General features: G+C 73.0%; 16 protein-coding genes. 8 read left to right on the forward strand and 8 right to left on the reverse strand.

Going from position 1 to position 18,246, the window contains the following annotated elements; genetic code table 11:
* Positions 1-14: 14 nt before the first annotated feature.
* A complete protein-coding gene (locus BM076_RS13655; RefSeq protein WP_093713771.1) occupies positions 15-914 on the forward strand; it encodes a phosphatase PAP2 family protein in 900 nt (299 codons plus the stop codon).
* Positions 915-951: 37 nt separating this feature from the next.
* On the opposite strand, the gene BM076_RS13660 is transcribed toward BM076_RS13655, so the two are convergent.
* The gene (locus BM076_RS13660) at positions 952-1,770 is read right to left on the reverse strand and encodes a thioesterase family protein (RefSeq protein WP_093713772.1); all 819 of its coding nucleotides are present in this window, start codon (positions 1,768-1,770) and stop codon (positions 952-954) included.
* Between the two features lie 102 nt (positions 1,771-1,872).
* On the opposite strand from BM076_RS13660, the gene BM076_RS13665 reads away from it, so the two are divergent.
* Entirely contained in the window at positions 1,873-2,208 is a 336-nt protein-coding gene (locus tag BM076_RS13665) for a winged helix-turn-helix transcriptional regulator (RefSeq protein ID WP_245796037.1), read from the forward strand.
* 53 nt (positions 2,209-2,261) lie between these two features.
* Here BM076_RS13665 and BM076_RS13670 read toward each other — a convergent pair whose 3' ends face one another.
* Positions 2,262-5,273: a bifunctional [glutamine synthetase] adenylyltransferase/[glutamine synthetase]-adenylyl-L-tyrosine phosphorylase gene (locus BM076_RS13670; RefSeq protein WP_093713773.1), complete on the reverse strand. Its 3,012-nt coding sequence runs from the start codon at positions 5,271-5,273 to the stop codon at positions 2,262-2,264.
* A gap of 277 nt (positions 5,274-5,550) precedes the next feature.
* On the opposite strand from BM076_RS13670, the gene BM076_RS13675 reads away from it, so the two are divergent.
* The 3 genes from BM076_RS13675 to BM076_RS13685 all read left to right on the forward strand — a co-directional run bounded on the left by BM076_RS13675 (position 5,551) and on the right by BM076_RS13685 (position 8,903).
* Positions 5,551-6,420 carry an alkaline phosphatase family protein gene (locus BM076_RS13675; RefSeq protein ID WP_093713973.1) on the forward strand — a complete coding sequence of 290 codons (870 nt, stop codon included), beginning with the start codon at positions 5,551-5,553 and terminating at the stop codon, positions 6,418-6,420.
* Positions 6,421-6,423: 3 nt separating this feature from the next.
* The gene (locus BM076_RS13680) at positions 6,424-7,803 is read left to right on the forward strand and encodes an MFS transporter (RefSeq protein WP_177246438.1); all 1,380 of its coding nucleotides are present in this window, start codon (positions 6,424-6,426) and stop codon (positions 7,801-7,803) included.
* 77 nt (positions 7,804-7,880) lie between these two features.
* Positions 7,881-8,903, forward strand: coding sequence for a TolB family protein (locus tag BM076_RS13685; RefSeq protein WP_093713975.1), 1,023 nt, complete (start codon positions 7,881-7,883; stop codon positions 8,901-8,903).
* A 21-nt stretch (positions 8,904-8,924) separates the two neighbouring features.
* On the opposite strand, the gene BM076_RS13690 is transcribed toward BM076_RS13685, so the two are convergent.
* The 3 genes from BM076_RS13690 to glnA all read right to left on the reverse strand — a co-directional run bounded on the left by BM076_RS13690 (position 8,925) and on the right by glnA (position 11,118).
* Entirely contained in the window at positions 8,925-9,146 is a 222-nt protein-coding gene (locus BM076_RS13690) for a helix-turn-helix domain-containing protein (protein ID WP_093713774.1), read from the reverse strand.
* Positions 9,146-9,637, reverse strand: coding sequence for a DUF2975 domain-containing protein (locus BM076_RS13695; protein WP_093713775.1), 492 nt, complete (start codon positions 9,635-9,637; stop codon positions 9,146-9,148). Before BM076_RS13695 ends, BM076_RS13690 begins: the two co-directional genes overlap by 1 nt.
* Positions 9,638-9,756: 119 nt before the next feature.
* Complete coding sequence (gene glnA / locus BM076_RS13700; RefSeq protein ID WP_093713776.1) at positions 9,757-11,118, reverse strand: type I glutamate--ammonia ligase; 1,362 nt, start codon at positions 11,116-11,118, stop codon at positions 9,757-9,759.
* Between the two features lie 275 nt (positions 11,119-11,393).
* Between glnA and BM076_RS13705 the strand changes: the two genes are divergently transcribed.
* Genes BM076_RS13705 through BM076_RS13715 form a run of 3 tightly spaced genes read left to right on the forward strand, consistent with a single transcriptional unit; the run spans position 11,394 to position 16,082 of the window.
* On the forward strand, positions 11,394-12,512 hold the full coding sequence (locus tag BM076_RS13705) for an iron-siderophore ABC transporter substrate-binding protein (protein ID WP_143120565.1): 1,119 nt from the start codon (positions 11,394-11,396) through the stop codon (positions 12,510-12,512).
* Positions 12,505-14,313 (forward strand): ABC transporter ATP-binding protein, encoded by a 1,809-nt coding sequence (locus tag BM076_RS13710; protein ID WP_218160068.1) that lies wholly within the window; start codon positions 12,505-12,507, stop codon positions 14,311-14,313. Before BM076_RS13705 ends, BM076_RS13710 begins: the two co-directional genes overlap by 8 nt.
* Positions 14,310-16,082, forward strand: coding sequence for an ABC transporter ATP-binding protein (locus BM076_RS13715; protein WP_177246439.1), 1,773 nt, complete (start codon positions 14,310-14,312; stop codon positions 16,080-16,082). Before BM076_RS13710 ends, BM076_RS13715 begins: the two co-directional genes overlap by 4 nt.
* A 71-nt stretch (positions 16,083-16,153) precedes the next feature.
* Here BM076_RS13715 and BM076_RS13720 read toward each other — a convergent pair whose 3' ends face one another.
* Genes BM076_RS13720 through BM076_RS13730 form a run of 3 tightly spaced genes read right to left on the reverse strand, consistent with a single transcriptional unit; the run spans position 16,154 to position 18,232 of the window.
* Entirely contained in the window at positions 16,154-16,903 is a 750-nt protein-coding gene (locus tag BM076_RS13720; protein ID WP_093713778.1) for a hypothetical protein, read from the reverse strand.
* A 32-nt stretch (positions 16,904-16,935) separates the two neighbouring features.
* Positions 16,936-17,556: a hypothetical protein gene (locus BM076_RS13725; RefSeq protein ID WP_245796038.1), complete on the reverse strand. Its 621-nt coding sequence runs from the start codon at positions 17,554-17,556 to the stop codon at positions 16,936-16,938.
* 46 nt (positions 17,557-17,602) lie between these two features.
* Positions 17,603-18,232 carry a hypothetical protein gene (locus BM076_RS13730; protein ID WP_093713779.1) on the reverse strand — a complete coding sequence of 210 codons (630 nt, stop codon included), beginning with the start codon at positions 18,230-18,232 and terminating at the stop codon, positions 17,603-17,605.
* Positions 18,233-18,246 lie beyond the last annotated feature (14 nt).

Raw genomic sequence — 18,246 nt, forward strand, 5'->3', positions numbered from 1 at the left:
CAGACTGGTGTCCCATGGGGGAACCGACAGCGAAGACCGTCAACGACCGTACGGCCACCCCGACGCACTCCGCCGGTGCCACGCTTCCGGACGGGGCGACGGGTGTGGCCCGCACGGAACCCCGGCACACCCTGCTCGGACGGCTGCGTACCCCCCGCAGACCCCGCCTGTGGTTCGAGATCCTGCTGATCGGTGTCAGTTACTGGCTGTATTCACTGGTCAGGAACGCGGTGCCGGAGCAGGAGCGGGTCGCGCTGCGGCACGCCTCGTCGGTGTGGTCCTTCGAGGGGCACCTCGGTCTCGACATCGAACGGTCCGTCAACCACAGCGTGAATTCCGTGACGTGGCTGATCGTCGGGATGAACTACTACTACGCCACGCTGCACTTCGTCATCACCATCGGGGTGCTGGTCTGGCTCTACCGCGCCCACCCCGGCCGGTACGGCGCGGCCCGCCTGGTGCTCTTCGTGACGACGGCGATCGCCCTGGTCGGTTTCTACCTCTACCCGCTGGCGCCGCCCCGGCTGATGACCGGCGGCGACTTCATCGACACCGTCCAGGTGCACCACACCTGGGGCTCGATGGCCTCGGGCAATCTGGCCCATGTGTCCAACCAGTACGCGGCCATGCCGTCGATGCACATCGGCTGGTCGCTGTGGTGCGGCATCACGATCGCGACGCTGGCCACCCCGCTGTGGGCGAAGATCCTGGGCGGCCTCTACCCGCTGTTCACCCTCTCGGTGATCATCTCCACCGGCAACCACTTCTGGCTGGACGCGTTCGGCGGCATCGCGTGCCTCGCGGTCGGTTACGGGGTCGCCTACCTGATCTACGGGCGCTGGATCTACCGGCTGCCGCGGCAGCCGGTGGACCGTACGGTGGCCCCCGGGGCGTCGGACCCGCGGACGGCCTGACCGTCCTCTCCCTCGTGTTTCTGCGGCAGCACCGGCGTCAGCGTGACGCGTGCGGCGCCACGTACAGCGTCTGGAGGCCGAAGCCGTAGTAGCCGGACGTGTCGGCGAGGCGGGTGCTGGTGGTGCCGCCGCCCGCCGGGTCCAGCGCGGTGACGGCGTCCAGCGCCACCCAGGGCCCCGACGGCGGGCGCAGGAAGCTCAGCACGATGTCGAGATTGCTGAACAGGTGCGTACGGAAGTCCAGCGCGGCGCTGAGGCCGCTGGCACCGTCCGCGACGAGCACGGCCTGCTGGGTGCCGCTGGTCGACTCGCCCGCGACGAGCGGCAGCCGGGGGCGTACCCATACGGTGGCCGGGCCCGGCGTGGCGTGGAAGCCGGAGACGTAGCGGAAGTCCATCGAGGCGATCCAGCCGCGGTCGAGGTACCGCGACAGGTCGTCCTCGGCCTTCGTGGTGGCCAGCCCCTCGGGGTCCGGCAGTGGCGGCGCCGCCACCGGTACGTCGGGGACGAGGCCCGGTTCGCGGCGGCGCCACCAGGCGCGGGCGGTGAGCAGCGTCCGGCCGTCCACGCTCAGCTCGGCCCCCAGCAGCCGGGCCCGCCGGCCGGGCTTCAGCACGGTGGCGCCGACCTGGACCGGGGCGACCGGGACGGGGCCGTGGAAGTCCAGCACGATTCTGGCGAGGTGGCCGTCGGGCCCGGTCCCGTCGTCCGCGAGGAGGGCTTCCATGGCGTGGACCAGCAGGGCGCTGGGCGGGCCGCCGTGCTGCTGGTCGGGCGACCAGGGGCCCTGGGTGGCTTCCGTGGCGACGAAGGACCCGTCAGGGCCGGGCTCGTAGAAAGCGGTCGGCTCGCCCATCGGTGCTCCTCCGGTGCCTTCTGTGCGTTTCGTATTCCGTAACGCCTTCCGTCACCGTAGGGTTACGGAATCCGAAACGTCAAGGAGGAGGCGGATGCCGTCATGACCGTCCCGCTCCCCGGCCGCCCCGTCCGCGGCTCCCGGACCGGCCGCCCTCTCATGGCCGCGCTCGACCTGCTCGGCCGGAGGTGGGCGCTGCGGATCCTGTGGGAGCTGCGGGACGGTCCCGTCGGGGCGCGCGACCTCCGCGCCCGGTGCGACGGGATGTCGCCGAGCGTGCTCTACCAGCGGCTCCGGGAGTTGGGCGCCGCCGGTCTTCTCGGGCAGACCCCGTCCGGGCAGTACGCCCTGACCCCTGTCGGCCTCTCCCTCCGCGACGCGATCGCTCCACTCGACCTCTGGGCCCGCACCTGGTCTCCTCCGGAGGGGGGTGAGTGAGGTCTTTCAGGGGCGCGCGCCCCTGAGGGTTACCGCCCTCCGCAGGAGTCGGGTCAGGTGTAGAAGAGGCGGTCGACGACGAGGCGGGCACGACGGGTGCGCCGCCGGTAGTCCTCGAGCATGTCACCGACGTGCCCAGGCGGATAGCCGAGGTAGCGGGCGACGGCGGAGAGCTCACGGCCGTCGCCGGGAAAGGTGTCCCCGGGCCGCCCCCGGACGAGCATGACGGCGTTACGGACCCGCGTCGCGAGAACCCACGCATCGTCCAGTACGCACGCGTCCTCGGGATCGATGAGCCCGGCCGAGAGGGCGGCGGCGAGGGCCGGCCGGGTCCCGGTGGTGCGCAGCTCCGGGAGCGACCCCGCGTGCCGCAACTGAAGAAGCTGCACCGTCCACTCGACGTCGGACAGCCCGCCGCGCCCGAGCTTGGCGTGCGTGGTGGGATCGGCGCCGCGCGGCATCCGCTCGGACTCCATCCGGGCTTTGAGACGCCGTATCTCGCGCACCGCCTCCTCGTCGAGCCCGTCGGCGGGGTAACGGAGCGGGTCGACCAGGGCGGTGAAGCGTTCGCCGAGGTCGGCGTCGCCCGCGACGGGCAGGGCGCGCAGCAGCGCCTGGCTCTCCCAGACCCGCGACCAGCGGCGGTAGTAGGCGCCGTAGGAGGCGAGGCTGCGGACCAGCGGCCCGCTCTTGCCCTCGGGCCGCAGATCGGCGTCGAGCAGCAGCGGCGGATCGGCGGTGGGAATCTGGAGCAGCCGCCGCATCTCGTCGGCGACGGCGCCCGCCGCCCGGGTCGCCTCGCTCTCGTCGGCGCCCTCGCGCGGCTCGTGCACGAAGAGCACATCGGCGTCCGAACCGTACGCCATCTCGCGCCCGCCGAAGCGGCCCATGCCGATGACGGCGAACCGGGTGGGCAGCAGATGCGCGTCGTTGCCGGTGACGTGGTTGACGGCGGCCCGCAGCGCGCCGGCCAGGGTCGCGGCGGTGAGCCCATAGATGGCGGTGCCGACGCGGTCGACGAGCACGGCCGGGTCGGCGGGGCCGTCCGAGGTGTCCTCCTCGTCGTCCCCGTACGTGTCGATGAGGTCGGCGGCGGCCGTACGGAACAGCTCGCGCCGCCGGACGCCGCGGACGGAGGCGATGGCCTGTTCCGGGGTGTCGGCCCGGCCGACGGCGGCCAGCACTTCCTGTTCGAGCGCGGCGTGCTCGCGCGGTACGAGCCCGTCGGGGGCGCCCAGCAGGGCGACCGCCTCGGGGGCGCGCATCAGCAGGTCGGGGGCGAGCCGCCCGGAGGACAGCACCCTGGCCAGCCGCTGCGCCGCCGCGCCCTCGTCGCGCAGCAGCCGCAGGTACCAGGGCGTCTTGCCGAGCGCGTCGGAGACCTTGCGGAAGCCGAGCAGTCCGGCGTCGGGGTCGGCGGAGTCGGCGAACCAGCCGAGCAGGACCGGCAGCAGCGTCCGCTGGATGGCGGCCTTGCGGCTGACGCCGCTGGCCAGCGCCTCCAGGTGGCGGACGGCCGCGGCGGGGTCGGCGTAGCCGAGCGCCTGGAGGCGCTGGCGGGCCGCGTCGGTGCTGAGCCGGGTCTCCTCGCCGCCGAGCTGGGCGACGGCGTCCAGCAGCGGCCGGTAGAAGAGCTTCTCGTGCAGCCGCCGTACTTCCTTGGAGTGCCGCTTCCACTCCCGGTTCAGCTCCGCGACCGGGTCGGCGCGGAAGCCCAGGCCGCGGCCGAGCCGCCGCAGGCCCGCCTCGTCGTCGGGCACGAGGTGGGTGCGGCGCATCTTGTGGAGCTGGATGCGGTGTTCCATCAGCCGCAGGAAGCGGTATGCGTCGTCGAGGGCGGCGGCGTCGGTGCGGCCGACGTACCCGCCGGCGGCGAGGTCGCCGAGCGCGGTCAGCGTCGTACCGCTGCGCAGTGACGGGTCGGTGCGGCCGTGCACCAACTGGAGGAGCTGGACGGCGAATTCGACGTCGCGCAGGCCGCCGGGTCCGAGCTTCAGCTCGCGGTCGACGTGGGCGGCGGGGATGTTGTCCACGACGCGGCGGCGCATCTGCTGGACGTCGGTGACGAAATTGTCCCGCTCGGCGGCCTGCCAGACCAGCGGGTGCACGGCGGCCAGATACTCCTCGCCGAGCGCCTCGTCCCCGGCGACCGGCCGGGCCTTGAGCAGCGCCTGGAACTCCCAGGTCTTGGCCCACCGCTTGTAGTAGGCGAGGTGGCTGGAGAGCGTACGGACCAGGGGGCCGTTCTTGCCCTCGGGCCGCAGATTGGCGTCGACCGGCCAGATCGTCCCCTCGGCGGTGGTGTCGGAGCAGATCCGCATCATGCGGGCGGCCAGCCGGGTGGCGGCGCGGACCGCCGCGCCCTCCGCGTCGTCCTGGCCGAGGGTGTCGTCGGCGGGTTCCGCGACGTAGACGACATCGACGTCGGAGACGTAGTTCAGCTCGTGACCGCCGCATTTGCCCATGCCGATCACCGACAGCCGGCAGGCCGCGGCGTCCTGCGGGCTCTCCGCGTACGCGATGGCGAGCGCGGCGCGCAGGGTGGCTGTGGCGAGGTCGGCCAGTTCGGCGGCGGTGCGCACCAGGTCGCTGGTGCCGCACACATCGCGGGCCGCTATGCCGAGCAGGCAGCGGCGGTAGGCGACGCGCAGCGCGTCGGGGGTGTCGGCGCCGGCCAGGCCGCGGACGAAGTCGGCGACGCCCGGGTGCAGGTCGGCGGGCTCGTAGGTGACCAGGGCGTGCCAGTGGGACGGGTGCCTGGCCAGGTGGTCGCCGAGCGCCTCGGAGGCGCCGAGGACGCCGAGCAGCCGGTCGCGCAGCGGTTTGGCGGTGGTGACGGTGTCGAGCAGAGCCCGCCGCTCCCCCGGGTCCAGGGCCTCGGCCAGCCGGACCAGGCCGAGCAGCGCCTGGTCGGGGTCGGCGGTGCCGCCGAGCGCTTCGAACAGCACCGGGTCGGTCCGGACCGCGGACAGCACGGGCAGGTCCAGCAGGCGTTCGGCGGCCGCGGGGTCGGTGAAGCCGTGCCGCAGCAGCCGTGTGAACGTACTGCTCCGGCGTCCTTGCATCGGCCCTCCCGGCGGGTCTTGTGGTGTCACGGCTGCCCCGTACCCCTGATCGGTGCCGCTCTATCCCGGCCGCACCGGACGGATCAGGCCGGACCACGGTACCCGCGGCCGGAAACACGCTGCGAGCAGGGGCAACGTTCGTCGGCTGTTCACCCGGGGAGGGGTCGCCCGGCCGGGTCGCGCACCCTAATTTTGGCATGCACACTGTGAACATACCCCCGCCCCCCGCCTGTCCTACCGGAGGTACGCCGTGCACGGCTGGACCCTGCCCCGCCGCATGCCCCGCCGCAGTCGCACCGCCCTGCTGACCGCCGCCGGCCTCGCCGCCGCCTCCGCCGGCCTGTGGGCCGGGATCGGCGGCTCGGCGCACGCGGCGGGCTCCGTACCCACCCCCGACCACACCATCGTGGTGGTCATGGAGAACCACGCGTACAGCCAGGTGATCGGCAGCTCCAGCGCCCCGTACATCAACTCGCTGAAGTCGGGCGGCGCCAATCTCACGCAGAGCCACGCCATCACCCACCCGAGCCAGCCGAACTACTACGCGCTGTTCTCCGGTTCCACGCAGGGCGTGACCGACGACAGCTGCGTGAAGACCGGCTTCAGTTCCGCCGCGAATCTGGGCTCCGAGGTGATCGCCGCGGGCAGGACCTTCGGCAGCTACAACGAGACGCTGCCGAGCCAGGGTTCGACCACCTGCAAGAGCGGCAACTACGCGCAGAAGCACAATCCGTGGTTCGGTTTCTCCAATGTGCCGACGTCGAGCGCGAAGACCTTCGCGCAGTTCCCGTCCGACTACTCGACGCTGCCGCGGATGTCCTTCGTCGTGCCGAATCTGTGCAGCGACATGCACGACTGCTCGGTGAGCACCGGCGACACCTGGATCAAGAACAACCTGGGCGCGTACGCCACGTGGGCCAAGACCCACAACAGCCTGCTCGTCGTCACCTTCGACGAGGACAACTCGCTGAGCGGCAACCGGATTCCGACCGTCTTCTACGGTCAGCCGGTCACCGCGGGCAGCTCGTCCGCGACCAACTACAACCACTACAACCTGCTGCGCACGCTGGAGGACCTGGCGGGGACGTCGACGCACGCGGGCAATGCCGCGTCGGCGGCGGACATCGCCGGCATCTGGGCCGGCTGACCGGTGTACGTCAGCGAGAGCCGCGGCAGTACGCCCGCGGCGCCCGCGCCGAGCGTCGCGCCCGACACCGCCGCGCCCGGCACCACCACCGCGTCCGACACCGCCCGGGGTCCGCGCCCCGGGCGGCCGTCCGCCGCCGGTCCCGTCGCCTCGACGGTGCTCGCGCTGGGCGCCGTCAGCCTCATCACCGATGTGTCGTCGGAGATGGTCACGGCGGTGCTGCCGCTGTACCTGGTCACCGGGCTCGGTCTGTCGCCGCTGGGCTTCGGCCTGCTCGACGGCGTCTACAACGGTTTCAGCGCGCTGGTCCGGCTGGTCGGCGGGCATCTCGCCGACCGCGGCGGGCGGCACAAGTCGGTGGCCGCGCTCGGCTACGGGCTGTCCGCGCTGTGCAAGCCGCTGCTGCTGGCCGTGCACACGCTGCCGCTGATCGGCGCGGTGCTGGCGGTGGACCGCACCGGGAAGGGGCTGCGGACGGCGCCGCGCGACGCGCTGATCTCGCTGTCCTCGGCGCCGCGGGCGCGCGGGCGGGCCTTCGGGGTGCACCGCGCCATGGACACCACGGGCGCCCTTCTCGGGCCGCTGGTCGCTTTTCTGATTCTGCGTCAGGCGGCGGAGGGATACGACGCGGTCTTCACCGTCAGCTTCTGCGTGGCGGCGGTCGGCGTGGTCGTGCTGCTGCTGTTCGTGCCGTCGCACGTACGGCAGGCGTCCGCGACGGGTGCATCAACTCCCTTGCCGGACAAGGCCACTGACCGTCCGTCGCTGAAGGCCGCGGTCGGGCTGCTGGGCCGCCGCGAGCTGCGCGGGCTCACGCTGTGCGCGATGGCGCTGGGCCTGGCCACCGTCAGCGACTCCTTCGTCTATCTGCTGCTGCAACGCCGGCTCGGCGTGCCCGACCGCTGGTTCGCGCTGCTGCCGCTGGGCACCGCCGCCGCCTTCCTGCTGCTCGCGGTGCCGCTCGGCCGCTGGGCGGACCGGGTCGGCCGTTGGCGGGTGTTCGTCGGCGGCCACTTCGCGCTGCTGGCCGCGTACGGGCTGCTCCTGGGCCAGCTGCGGACGGGCATCCTGCCGTACGCGGTCCTCGCGCTGCACGGCGCTTTCTACGCGGCGACCGACGGGGTGCTGATGGCGGCCGCGGCCGGGTCCGTACCGGAGTCGCTGCGCTCCAGCGGTCTCGCGCTCGTCCAGACCGGGCAGGCGGCGGCGCGGTTCGTCTGCTCGATCGGCTTCGGCGCCGCGTGGACGGCCTTCGGGGACAGGTCGGCGCTGTCGGGCGCCGCGGTGGCACTCGCGCTGAGCGTCGTGCTGTCGCTGCGGCTGCGGCCGTCGCCTACCGACCGCGGCGCTCCGGCCGGAACGGAAGCGGGGGAGACCGCATGAGTGACGGGGTCGACGAGGCGCAGGTCGAGGAGCCGGCGGTCGGGGCGGCGGAGCCCGGCGCGGGCCCGGGCGGCGGCCTGAGCATGCGCGACCGGCTGCTGGTGCTGGTCGCGTGCGTCACGGTGCTGGCGTGCGTGGCCGGGGTCGCGGTGTGGCACGCCTCGGCGCGGGCCGACCGCAGGAACCATGTGCAGGCGGGCGGTCCCGCCGTCAGCGCGGGCAGGGTGTCGCTCGCCCCGGGCGGCGGCCCACGGATCGTCTTCCGCTCCATGGCGTGGGGCCCGCACCGCGACGAGCTGACCTCGGTGCCCGCCGCCGCGCCGGACGGCCCGCGCGTCGCCTCCGGCGTGAAGTGCCTGCGCTTCTCCGCGGCCGGCGGCACCGGCATCTGCCTCCAGGCCGAGCGCGGCGCGATCAACGACTCGTACGACGCGGTCGTGCTCGACGCGGACCTGCGGGTGGAGCGCCGGGTGCCGCTCGCGGGCATCCCGACCCGGGCGCGGGTCTCGCCGAGCGGACGGATGGCGGCCTGGACCGTCTTCGTCGGCGGCGACTCGTACGCGGGCACCGACTTCTCCACCCGCACCTCGATCCTCGACACCCGCACCGGCGCGCTCCAGGCGTCGCTTGAGGACTACGCCATCACGCGCGATGGCCACCGGCTGCACGCCGCCGACGTCAATTTCTGGGGCGTCACCTTCGCCGACGACAGGCACTTCTACGCCACGCTCGCCACCGGCGGCCACACCTACCTGGTGCGCGGCGACGTCGCCGCCCGTACCGTCACCACCTTGCGCACCAACGTCGAATGCCCGTCGCTGTCCCCCGACGGCACCCGGATCGCCTTCAAGAAACGCGTCCCCGGTCTGTCCTCGGACGCGCCCTGGCGGCTGTACGTCCTGGACCTGGCGACCCTCCGGGACCACCCTGTGGCCGAGACCCGTGACGTGGACGACCAGGCCGTCTGGTCCGACGACGCCACCCTCGCCTACGCCCTCCCCGGCGACTACGGATCCGACCTGTGGACCGTCCCCGCCTCAGGCGCCGGCGCCCCGCGCCGTCTCACCGCCTCCGCCCTCGCCCCGGCCTGGCTGCCGTAACGGCACGGCCTCCGGCCCGCTTCAGCCGCTCGCGGCGTCCTCGGCTTCCCAGCGCAGCAGGTCGCCCGGCTGGCACTTGAGCACCTCGCAGAGCGCGCCGAGCGTCGCGAAGCGCACCGCCTTGGCGCGGCCGTTCTTGAGCACCGCGAGATTGGCGGGTGTGATGCCGACGCGGTCCGCGAGTTCGCTCACGGACATCTTCCGCCGGGCCAGCATCACATCGATGTCGACGACGATCGGCATCAGATCACCGTGTCCAGCTCGGCCCGCATCCGTACGGCTTCGCCGTCGCGCGCGACGGCCTGGGCGAGCAGCATCCGCAGCACGAGCACGATGAGCGCGACCCCCAGGATGGCCACGCCGACGGCGCCCATGATGAGCGTGACGCCCGGGTCGTCGCGCTGGCCGGGCGCGTTGATGGCCGTGACCGTGAACCACACCGCGGCGGCGGCGACGATCGCGCCGATCACACCGTCCACGTACCGGAAGGCGGCGTCCGAGAACACCGTGCCGCGCCGCACCATCGACACCAGCCGCCACACACAGACCACGGCGACCTGCACCGACACCATGCCCAGGATCGTGACCACGCGCAGCGGGGTCAGCGGCAGCGACCCGTCCTCCGCGTCCTTCCCGCCCACCAGCGCCCACACCATCCCGGCCTGCACGAACACGGTGCCGACGAGCATCACCACCAGCACACCCCGCAGCGCCCGCACCGTCAGCTTCCCCATGACCCGCCCTCCGTCCACGAACCCCTCAGCCCATCGACCAGCGATGGAAATCTATCGAATCTCGATAGCCGAGGCAAGAAGAAGGGCCCCCTCCGCAGAGGGGGCCCACCGGCCCGGGCCTACAGATTGGGCAGGTTCTTGCGGAGTTCGAAGGCGGTGACCTCGGAGCGGTACTCCTCCCACTCCTGCTTCTTGTTGCGGAGGAAGAAGTCGAAGACGTGCTCGCCGAGGGTTTCGGCGACGAGTTCGCTGCGCTCCATCAAGGTGATGGCCTCGCCGAGGTTCTGCGGGAGGGGTTCGATGCCGAGGGCGCGGCGTTCGGAGTCGGACAGGGCCCAGACGTCGTCGTCGGCGCCGGCCGGGAGTTCGTAGCCCTCCTGGATGCCCTTCATGCCGGCGGCGAGCAGGACCGCGTAGGCGAGGTAGGGGTTGGCGCCGGAGTCGATGGAGCGGACCTCGACGCGGGTGGAGCCGGTCTTGCCGGGCTTGTACATGGGGACCCGGATGAGGGCGGAGCGGTTGTTGTGGCCCCAGCAGATGTACGAGGGGGCCTCGCCGCCGGCGCCCGCGGTGCGCTGGGAGCCGCCCCAGATCCGCTTGTAGGAGTTGACCCACTGGTTGGTGACCGCGGAGATCTCGCCGGCGTGCTGGAGCAGGCCGGCGATGAACGACCGCCCGACCTTGGAGAGTTGGAATTCCGCGCCGGACTCGTAGAAGGCGTTGCGGTCGCCCTCGAAGAGGGACAGGTGGGTGTGCATGCCGGAGCCGGGGTGCTCGGAGAACGGCTTGGGCATGAAGGTGGCGTGCACGCCCTGCTCCAGGGCGACCTGCTTCATGACGAGCCGGAAGGTCATGACGTTGTCGGCGGTGGACAGCGCGTCGGCGTAGCGCAGGTCGATCTCCTGCTGGCCGGGGGCGCCTTCGTGGTGCGAGAACTCCACCGAGATGCCCATGGACTCCAGCATCGTGATGGCCTGGCGGCGGAAGTCCATGCCGATGTTCTGCGGGGTGTGGTCGAAGTACCCGGAGTTGTCGGCGGGGGTGGGCCGGGCGCCGTCCAGCGGCTTGTCCTTGAGCAGGAAGAACTCGATCTCGGGGTGGGTGTAGAAGGTGAAGCCGAGGTCGGAGGTCTTGGCGAGCGCGCGCTTGAGGACGTAGCGGGGGTCGGCGTACGACGGCGAGCCGTCGGGCATCAGGATGTCGCAGAACATCCGGGCGGTGCCGGGGCCCTCGGCCCGCCAGGGCAGGATCTGGAAGGTCCCGGGGTCCGGCTTGGCGATCATGTCGGACTCGTACACCCGGGCGAAGCCCTCGATCGCGGAGCCGTCGAAGCCGATGCCCTCGTCGAAGGCCTGCTCCAGTTCGGCGGGCGCGACGGCGACCGACTTCAGGTAGCCGAGCACGTCGGTGAACCACAGCCGGACGAAGCGGATGTCCCGCTCCTCCAGCGTGCGGAGAACGAACTCCTGCTGCTTGTCCATATCCATCCATCCTTGCCGGTCAGGCCACCTGCTCCCCGCCGCGGAGCACATCGGGGAATCACCGCCGAGCATCCCATCACACGGTTTCCGACGCGTTGCCGGGGCGCACTCCCCCATAGTGCCTGTCCGCGGCGCGGGCTTCATCACCACGGAGCGGGCAGATCGTTGACGGTGCCGCACACCGGATGATGTAGTAAGGCTAGCCTTACCTAAATATCCCAACCTTGATCATCCGACGTCTCCCCCGCGTCGGCCGCCGCGCGAGGAGCCCAGCAGTGAGTACACGCACGCGTCCCGGTACCGCCCGCCAGTCCGGGTCCCAGCCGCAGCCCCGGTTCCTGCCCCGGTCGCTGTCCCGCAGGGGTTTCCTGCTCGGTACGGGCGCGACCGCGGCCACCGCCGCCCTGGCCCTGGCGGGCTGCTCGTCCGACGACGACTCCGGCAAGGGCGGCACGAAGAGCGACGCGAAGGGCGCCGGGAACCCGACGGCGAGCGGTACGGCGGCGGCCGGCGCCTTCCCGGTGACCGTCAAGGGCACCCCGGGCTCCACCACGGTGAAGGCGGCGCCCAAGCGCGTGGCCGCCTGCGGCTATCTGCGGGACACCGACCTCGCCCTGGCCCTCGGCGCCCCGCTCGTCCTCGCCGCCCGCAACGCGGTCTTTCCCAGCGGCCTGGCCCCCTGGCAGAAGCCGACGACAAGTCCTGAGCTGGTCGGCACCACCGACGGTCTGCCGCTGGAGAAGATCGCCGCCGCGCGGCCCGATCTGATCCTGGCCAGCGACGACTACCAACTCGCCACCGACTACGCGAAGTTGACGAAGATCGCGCCGACCCTGGCGTACGGCAACGGGGTCGGCAAGGACGGCTGGGACCTGATGGCCCAGCGGGCCGGCGACGTGCTGGGCAAGCGGGCCGAGGCGGACAAGCTGATCACCGAGGTGCGCGCGAAGATCGCCCAAGTGAAGTCGGAGCACCCGGAGTTCACCGGCAAGACCTTCACCTTCGGCCCGGTCGGCGCGGACGGTTCCGTCTACACCACCAGCAGCACCGCGGACGCCGCGGCCACCTTCTTCCACCAGCTCGGCCTTGAGCTGTCGCCGAAGGTCACCAAGCTGCCGCCGTCCGCCACGCCCGGCCGCTCGCAGATAGCCCGCGAGCGCCTCGACCTGCTGGACGCCGACGTCGTCATCCTCACCTACCCCGACGAGGCGACGCGCAAGAAGTTCGAGTCCGACGCCCTGTTCAAGCGGCTGCCCGCGGTCAAGCGCGGCTCGTACATCCCGCTGGACATGCCGACCGCGATCGCGCTGGCCTTCCCGTCGGTGCTGAGCATCCCGTACGGCCTGGACGCGGTGACGCCCAAGCTCGCGACGGCGGTCAAGAACGGTGCCTGACGCGTCCACCGCGAAGAACCCGGAGCACTCCCCCGCCCGCGACCTGGCCGCGCTCCAGCGGCCGGTCCGCGGGCGGGTCACCGTCGCCGCCGTCCTCCAGGCGCTGGCCGCCGCGCTGTCGGTGGCCCCGATGGTCGCGGTCGTCGAGATCGGTCGCCGCCTCCTCGACGGCGAGGGCGACGGCGGCGCGCGGTCCGACCGGCTGTGGCCGCTGGTGTGGCTGGCCGTCGGCCTCTTCGCCGCGCGCCTGGCGCTGTATCTGCTCGCCGCCCTGGTCGCGCACCTGGCGGACGCGGAGCTGGCGTACGGGCTGCGCCGCCGGCTGGCCGCGCATCTGGCGGTGCTGCCGCTGAGCTGGTTCGCCGGCGGTGTCTCCGCGCGGGTGAAGACCACCGTGCAGGACGACGTCAACGCGCTGCACCACGCCGTCGCGCACGCCCGGGGCGACATGGCGGCTGCCGTCGCCGGTCCGACGGTGATCGTCGGCTATCTGCTGTATGCGGACTGGCGGTTGGCGCTGCTGACCGTCGCCGTGGTGGCGGGCGCGCAGAGCATACGGATGCGGCTGGCCGCCAACGCCGCGGAGCCCGTACGGAAGATCGCCGCCGCGAACGCCGAACTGTCGGCCGCCGTCATCGAGTTGACGCATGGCATCGCCGTCGCCAAGGCGTTCGGCGGCTCCAAGGCGCCGCAGCGCTTCCGGGACGCGGCCGCCGCGTACGCCGACGCCAACGACGAGGCGCAGCGCGTCTTCATCCGGCAGCGGTCACTGACCCGCGCCACGGTGGCGCCGGCCACGATCCTGCTGCTGATCACGGGCGCGGGCGTCGGCTGCGTGGCGCTGGGCTGGACCGAGCCGGTGGACATCGTGGCCTTCGCGCTGCTGGCGCTCGGCCTGTTCGAGCTGCTGACCCCGGTCTACGCGGCCCGCGACATGCGGCGTACGGCCCGGGCGGCGGCGCACCGGGTGGCCGGGCTGCTGCGCGAGCCGGCGGAAGAGGTGCCCGCGGAGCCCGAGAAGCTGCCCGACCCGGCGCCCGGCAGCCGGGCGCTGCCACTGGAACTGGCCGGGGTGACCTTCGGCTACACCCCCGACCGCGAGGTGCTGCACGGCATCGACGCGGTCCTGGAGCCCGGTACGGTCACCGCCGTCGTCGGCCCGTCGGGCGCGGGCAAGTCCACGCTCGGGCTGCTGCTGGCCCGTTTCCACGACGTCACGGGCGGCGCGATCCGGCTCGGCGGCACCGACATCCGCCGCCTGGAGCGGGCGGAGCTGTACCGGCACATCGGCTTCCTCTTCCAGGACGTGGTGCTGCTGCGCCGCTCCGTACGGGAGAACATCGCCCTGTCGCGGCCGGACGCGGGCGACGCGGCGGTGGAGGCGGCGGCGCGGGCCGCGGCCGTGCACGACCGGATCATGGAACTGCCGCGCGGCTACGACTCGGTGATCGGCGAGGACGCCCTGCTGTCGGGCGGCGAGGCGCAGCGGGTGAGCATCGCCCGCACGCTGCTCGCGGACACCCCGATCGTGGTGCTCGACGAGGCCACGGCCTTCGCCGATCCGGAGTCCGAGGCCGCCGTGCAGGACGGACTCGCCGAACTGGCGGGCGGGCGCACCCTGTTGGTGATCGCCCACCGGCTGCGTACGGTCACCGCCGCGGACCGGATCCTCGTCCTGGACGAGGGCCGGATCGCCGAACGCGGCACGCACGACGAACTGCTCACCGCCGGCGGGCGTTACGCGAGGCTGTGGGCCGCCCAGCACCAGGCGGCCGAGAGCCACCAGGGAGGTCCCGCGTGATCACGCTGCTGCTGCGGATCGTCGGGGACACCCAACGCCGCCCGCTGCTGCGCTACTTGCTGTCCACCACCGTCTACGCGGTCAGCGAGGGCGTCGCCTTCGGCCTGCTGGTGCCGCTGCTCACCGCCCTGCTCGGCGGTGACACCCGCACGGCGGGCTGGTGGCTGCTGCCGCTGGCCGGCACCGTGGTCGTCGGCTGGATCGCCCACTACGACATGGGAATCCGGGCGCTGCTGCTGTCGTCGGCCTGGCGGCGCTCGCTGTACGAGCGGCTCGGCGCGCATGTCGTACGGCTGCCGCTCGGCTGGTTCGACGGCGCCCGCACCGGGCAGTTGGAGCGGCTGCTGGGGCAGGGCGTGAACACCGCGACGCGGTCTGTGCACCTGGCGCAGACCCTGATCGGCGCGGTGCTCACACCGGCCACCATCTTCGTCTTCCTGGTCTGCTACGACTGGCGGATCGCGCTGTCGGTGCTGGTCACGGTGCCGGTGGTGCTCGCGGTCTTCGCGGTGGCCAGGCGGCTGACCGACCGCAGCGAGGCCGAGCACGACGCGGCGGCGGCCGAGGCCGGGGCACGGCTGGTGGAATTCGCGGGCGCGCAGCCGGTGCTGCGCGCCAACGGCCGGTCGGCGGAGGTGTCGGGCGGCGGGCACGGGCAGTTGGACGACGCGCTGGCGGCGCAGCACAAGGCGGCCAGGCGCGAGGTCACCGGGGCGCTGCCCGGTCTCCAACTGGGCCAGCTCGCCATCCAGTCGGCCTTCACCGCCGTCCTGGTGATCGGGGTGCTGCTCGCCACCCATCACGAGGTGTCGCCCGCGCGGGCGGTGGCGCTGCTGGTGCTCGGGGTGCACTTCCTCCAGCCCTTCGCGGTCGTCGCGGGCGCGGTGCAGGCGCTGCGCTCCTGCCGGGCGGCGGTCGAACGGATCGACGCGGTGCTGAGCACTCCCCCGCTGCCGGAACCGGCCGAACCCCGCACCCTCAAGGGCGGCGCCGGCCGTACGGGCGGGCTGTCCGTGGAGATCGACGACGTCCGCTTCGGATACGGCGACGGTCCGGGGGCGGCGGGACCGGTGCTCGACGGGCTGACGCTGCGGATCCCGGCGGGCGGCACGACCGCCCTGGTCGGGGCGTCCGGCGCGGGCAAGACCACGGTCACCAAGCTGATCGCGCGCTTCTTCGACGTCGACGGCGGCGCGGTCAGGATCGGCGGCGTCGACGTACGGGAGCTGACCACGGACGAGCTGATGGACACCGTGTCGATGGTGTTCCAGGACGTCCGGCTCACCGACGGCACCGTGGAGGACAACATCCGGCTCGGCCGGCCGGACGCGACCGACGCGCAGGTGCGGGAGGCGGCGCGCCGGGCGCGGGCTGACCTCGTCGCGGAGAGCCTGCCGGACGGCTGGGCGAGCCGGGTCGGCGAGGGCGGCGGTCTGCTGTCCGGCGGCGAGCGGCAGCGGGTGGCGATCGCCCGCACCCTGCTCAAGGACACGCCGATCGTGCTGCTGGACGAGGCGACGTCGGCGCTGGACGCGGAGAACGAGCGCGACGTTCACGAGGCGCTGGCCGAACTCGGCGCCGGGCGAACCCTGTTGGTGATCGCCCACCGGCTGACGACGGTCGCGGGCGCGGACCGTATCGCGGTGCTCGCCGACGGCCGGATCGCCGAACAGGGCACCCATGAGGAGCTGTTGGCGGCCGGCGGGCGTTACGCGGCGCTGTGGGCGGAGCACGAGCGGGCGCGCGGCTGGCGGCTCACCAACCGCTGAGGCATGTCGGTGGCGCGACCGGTGGCGCCGGCCGCCGGCCGCCATCGGCTCGTACGCCCGCGCCGTCCGGGTCAGTTGAAGGTGTCGATGGCGGAGATCTTCCAGCTGCCGCCCTGCCGCACCGCGTCCACCGCGAACATCGCCGCCGCGTACGTGGTGGCGTCGTTCGCGGCCTTGGCGGTGCTGGTGTTGCTCTGGTCGGCGAAGACCAGCAGCCGGGCCCGGTCGCCGTCGAGTAGTTCGACGCCGGTGTCGGTGACGGTGGTGGTGAGCACCAGCTTCTGCTTCGGCGCCTGCGCGCGGACCTGCGCGAGCATGGTGGCGTACTGCTGGACGGCCTTGCCGGTCAGTACGCGCTCGGCCGCGTCGTCGGTACGGGCGGTGTCGGCGTAGTTGTAGGAGAAGACGGCGTTCACGGCCTGCGTGACGCTGCCCTTGACCTCGCTGGTGCGGGCGGTGTCGGTGAGCGCGCTGTTGCCGGTGGCGGCGGAGTCGCGCAGGTCGGCCGCCTTGCCCGCGGACCAGGCGGCCAGGCCCCCGAGCAGCACCGTCAGCACCGCGAGGCAGACGGTCAGCACCGTCGCGGCGCTCGGGCGCCTGCGCGCCGCCCCGGGCTTCCCGTCGGCGGCGGGAGTGTCGGCCGGGACATCGGCGGGCGCGTCGATGGAGGTGTCGGCGGGCGCGTCCGCCGGGGCCGGGCGGGCGCGCAGGGCCGTACCCGTACGGGTCGCGGTGCGCTCGGGACGCCCGGGCCGGTCGGTGGCGGCCGCGGTGGCCGCCAGCCGGCGCTGACGGTTGATCAGGTGGCGGGTCGTCGACATGGCGGCGGCTCCTCTCGCGGACGGCGGGGCGGCTACTGGCCGTCGGTGGTGGAAGGGGCCGGGGACGACGTGTCGCCGGCGGCGCTGTCGCCCATCGGAGCCTGGCCGAGAGCGCTGAGCTTCCAGCCGGACGCGGTACGGGTGAGCTCGCCGAGCATCCGGCTCTCCTTGACGGCGGGCTTGGCCTTCGGTGCCTCGACGGTGATCCGCAGCGCGATCATCACGCTCGCCTTTCCGGTCCTGGTGTCCAGCTCGGTGACCGCGCCGGACAGCACCTTCGCGGTGCTGACCGTCTGCACCTGCTGCACCTGCTTCTCGAACGCGGCCCGGCCCTGCACCAGTTGGCTGTGCAGGTCGCCGGTGGTGGAGTCCTCCCAGATGTCCAGGCCGCGGTCGACGTCGGAGTGATCGAGCGTGTTCATGTTCTGCACCGCCTGCTCCCCCGCCGCCAGGACGGTGTCGCGGGTCCGCGCGAAGGCCGCGTCGTCGTCGTGCGCGGCCCCGTACCAGGACCAGCCGGTGAGTGCGGCGGCCACCGCCGCGACGACGGCGAGCGCGACGGCCGCCGCGAGCAGCGGCCGGCGCGGCGCGCGGGCCCGTGCCGCGAGACCGTCGAGCAGCGCCTTGCGGCCTGCGAGGGGCGTACGTGCCATCTGCCGTCCTCCTACCGGGACTTGCGTTCCGCTGCTTCGGTGGTGCTCATCGGGCCTTGAGATCGGTGATCCGCCAGTGGCCGCCGTCCAGCCGCGCGCTGACCGACAGTTGGGCGGCCGCGGTGGTGGGCGCGGCGCCCGCCCGCTGCGCGGTCTGGTCGAGGAAGACCAGCAAACGGGCCTGGCCACCCGCCAGTCGGACGACGCCGGCGCGGACCACCCGGGTGGTGAGCGTGAGGTGCTGGTCGGCGACGCGCTGCCGGATCTGCGCGAACAGCGCCTGGTACTGGTCGGCCGCCGCGCCGTCCAGCAGGTCGCGGGCGGCGGCCTCGGTGGCGCCGGTGCCGTCCGGGGTGTACGCGAAGATCTTCTCCAGCGCGCTGCTCACATCGCCGGTGAGCCGGTCGGTGGCCCCGGTGTCGGTCAGCGCGTGATTGCCGGTGGCGGCCGGGTCCTTCAGCCGGTGGGCGGCCCAGCCGAATCCGCCGCCGCCCAGGAGCAGCAGCACGATCGCGGCGACGGCCGCCGTCCGCCGCCACCCGTACGGCCACCGCCAATTCCGTACGGCCGCCCACCTGTTGGCCTCGGGCGCCGCGGCCTCCTCGGCCTCGACCTCGCCATCTGCCTCGGCCTCGGGCACGTCGATGTCCGTCCCGGGTTCGTGGGTGGTGCTCACTGGGCCCCCTCCCC

It is taken from the genome of Actinacidiphila alni, from assembly GCF_900112845.1.
GTDB lineage: Bacteria > Actinomycetota > Actinomycetes > Streptomycetales > Streptomycetaceae > Actinacidiphila > Actinacidiphila alni.

Excerpts from the sequence above, each read along its gene's own strand:
- BM076_RS13655 (WP_093713771.1), top strand. The coding sequence starts at position 15 with ATGGGGGAACCGACAGCGAAGACCGTCAACGACCGTACGGCCACCCCG.
- BM076_RS13660 (WP_093713772.1), bottom strand. The coding sequence starts at position 1,770 with ATGGGCGAGCCGACCGCTTTCTACGAGCCCGGCCCTGACGGGTCCTTC.
- BM076_RS13665 (WP_245796037.1), top strand. The coding sequence starts at position 1,873 with ATGACCGTCCCGCTCCCCGGCCGCCCCGTCCGCGGCTCCCGGACCGGC.
- BM076_RS13670 (WP_093713773.1), bottom strand. The coding sequence starts at position 5,273 with ATGCAAGGACGCCGGAGCAGTACGTTCACACGGCTGCTGCGGCACGGC.
- BM076_RS13675 (WP_093713973.1), top strand. The coding sequence starts at position 5,551 with ATGCCCCGCCGCAGTCGCACCGCCCTGCTGACCGCCGCCGGCCTCGCC.
- BM076_RS13690 (WP_093713774.1), bottom strand. The coding sequence starts at position 9,146 with ATGCCGATCGTCGTCGACATCGATGTGATGCTGGCCCGGCGGAAGATG.
- BM076_RS13695 (WP_093713775.1), bottom strand. The coding sequence starts at position 9,637 with ATGGGGAAGCTGACGGTGCGGGCGCTGCGGGGTGTGCTGGTGGTGATG.
- glnA (WP_093713776.1), bottom strand. The coding sequence starts at position 11,118 with ATGGACAAGCAGCAGGAGTTCGTTCTCCGCACGCTGGAGGAGCGGGAC.
- BM076_RS13720 (WP_093713778.1), bottom strand. The coding sequence starts at position 16,903 with ATGTCGACGACCCGCCACCTGATCAACCGTCAGCGCCGGCTGGCGGCC.
- BM076_RS13725 (WP_245796038.1), bottom strand. The coding sequence starts at position 17,556 with ATGGCACGTACGCCCCTCGCAGGCCGCAAGGCGCTGCTCGACGGTCTC.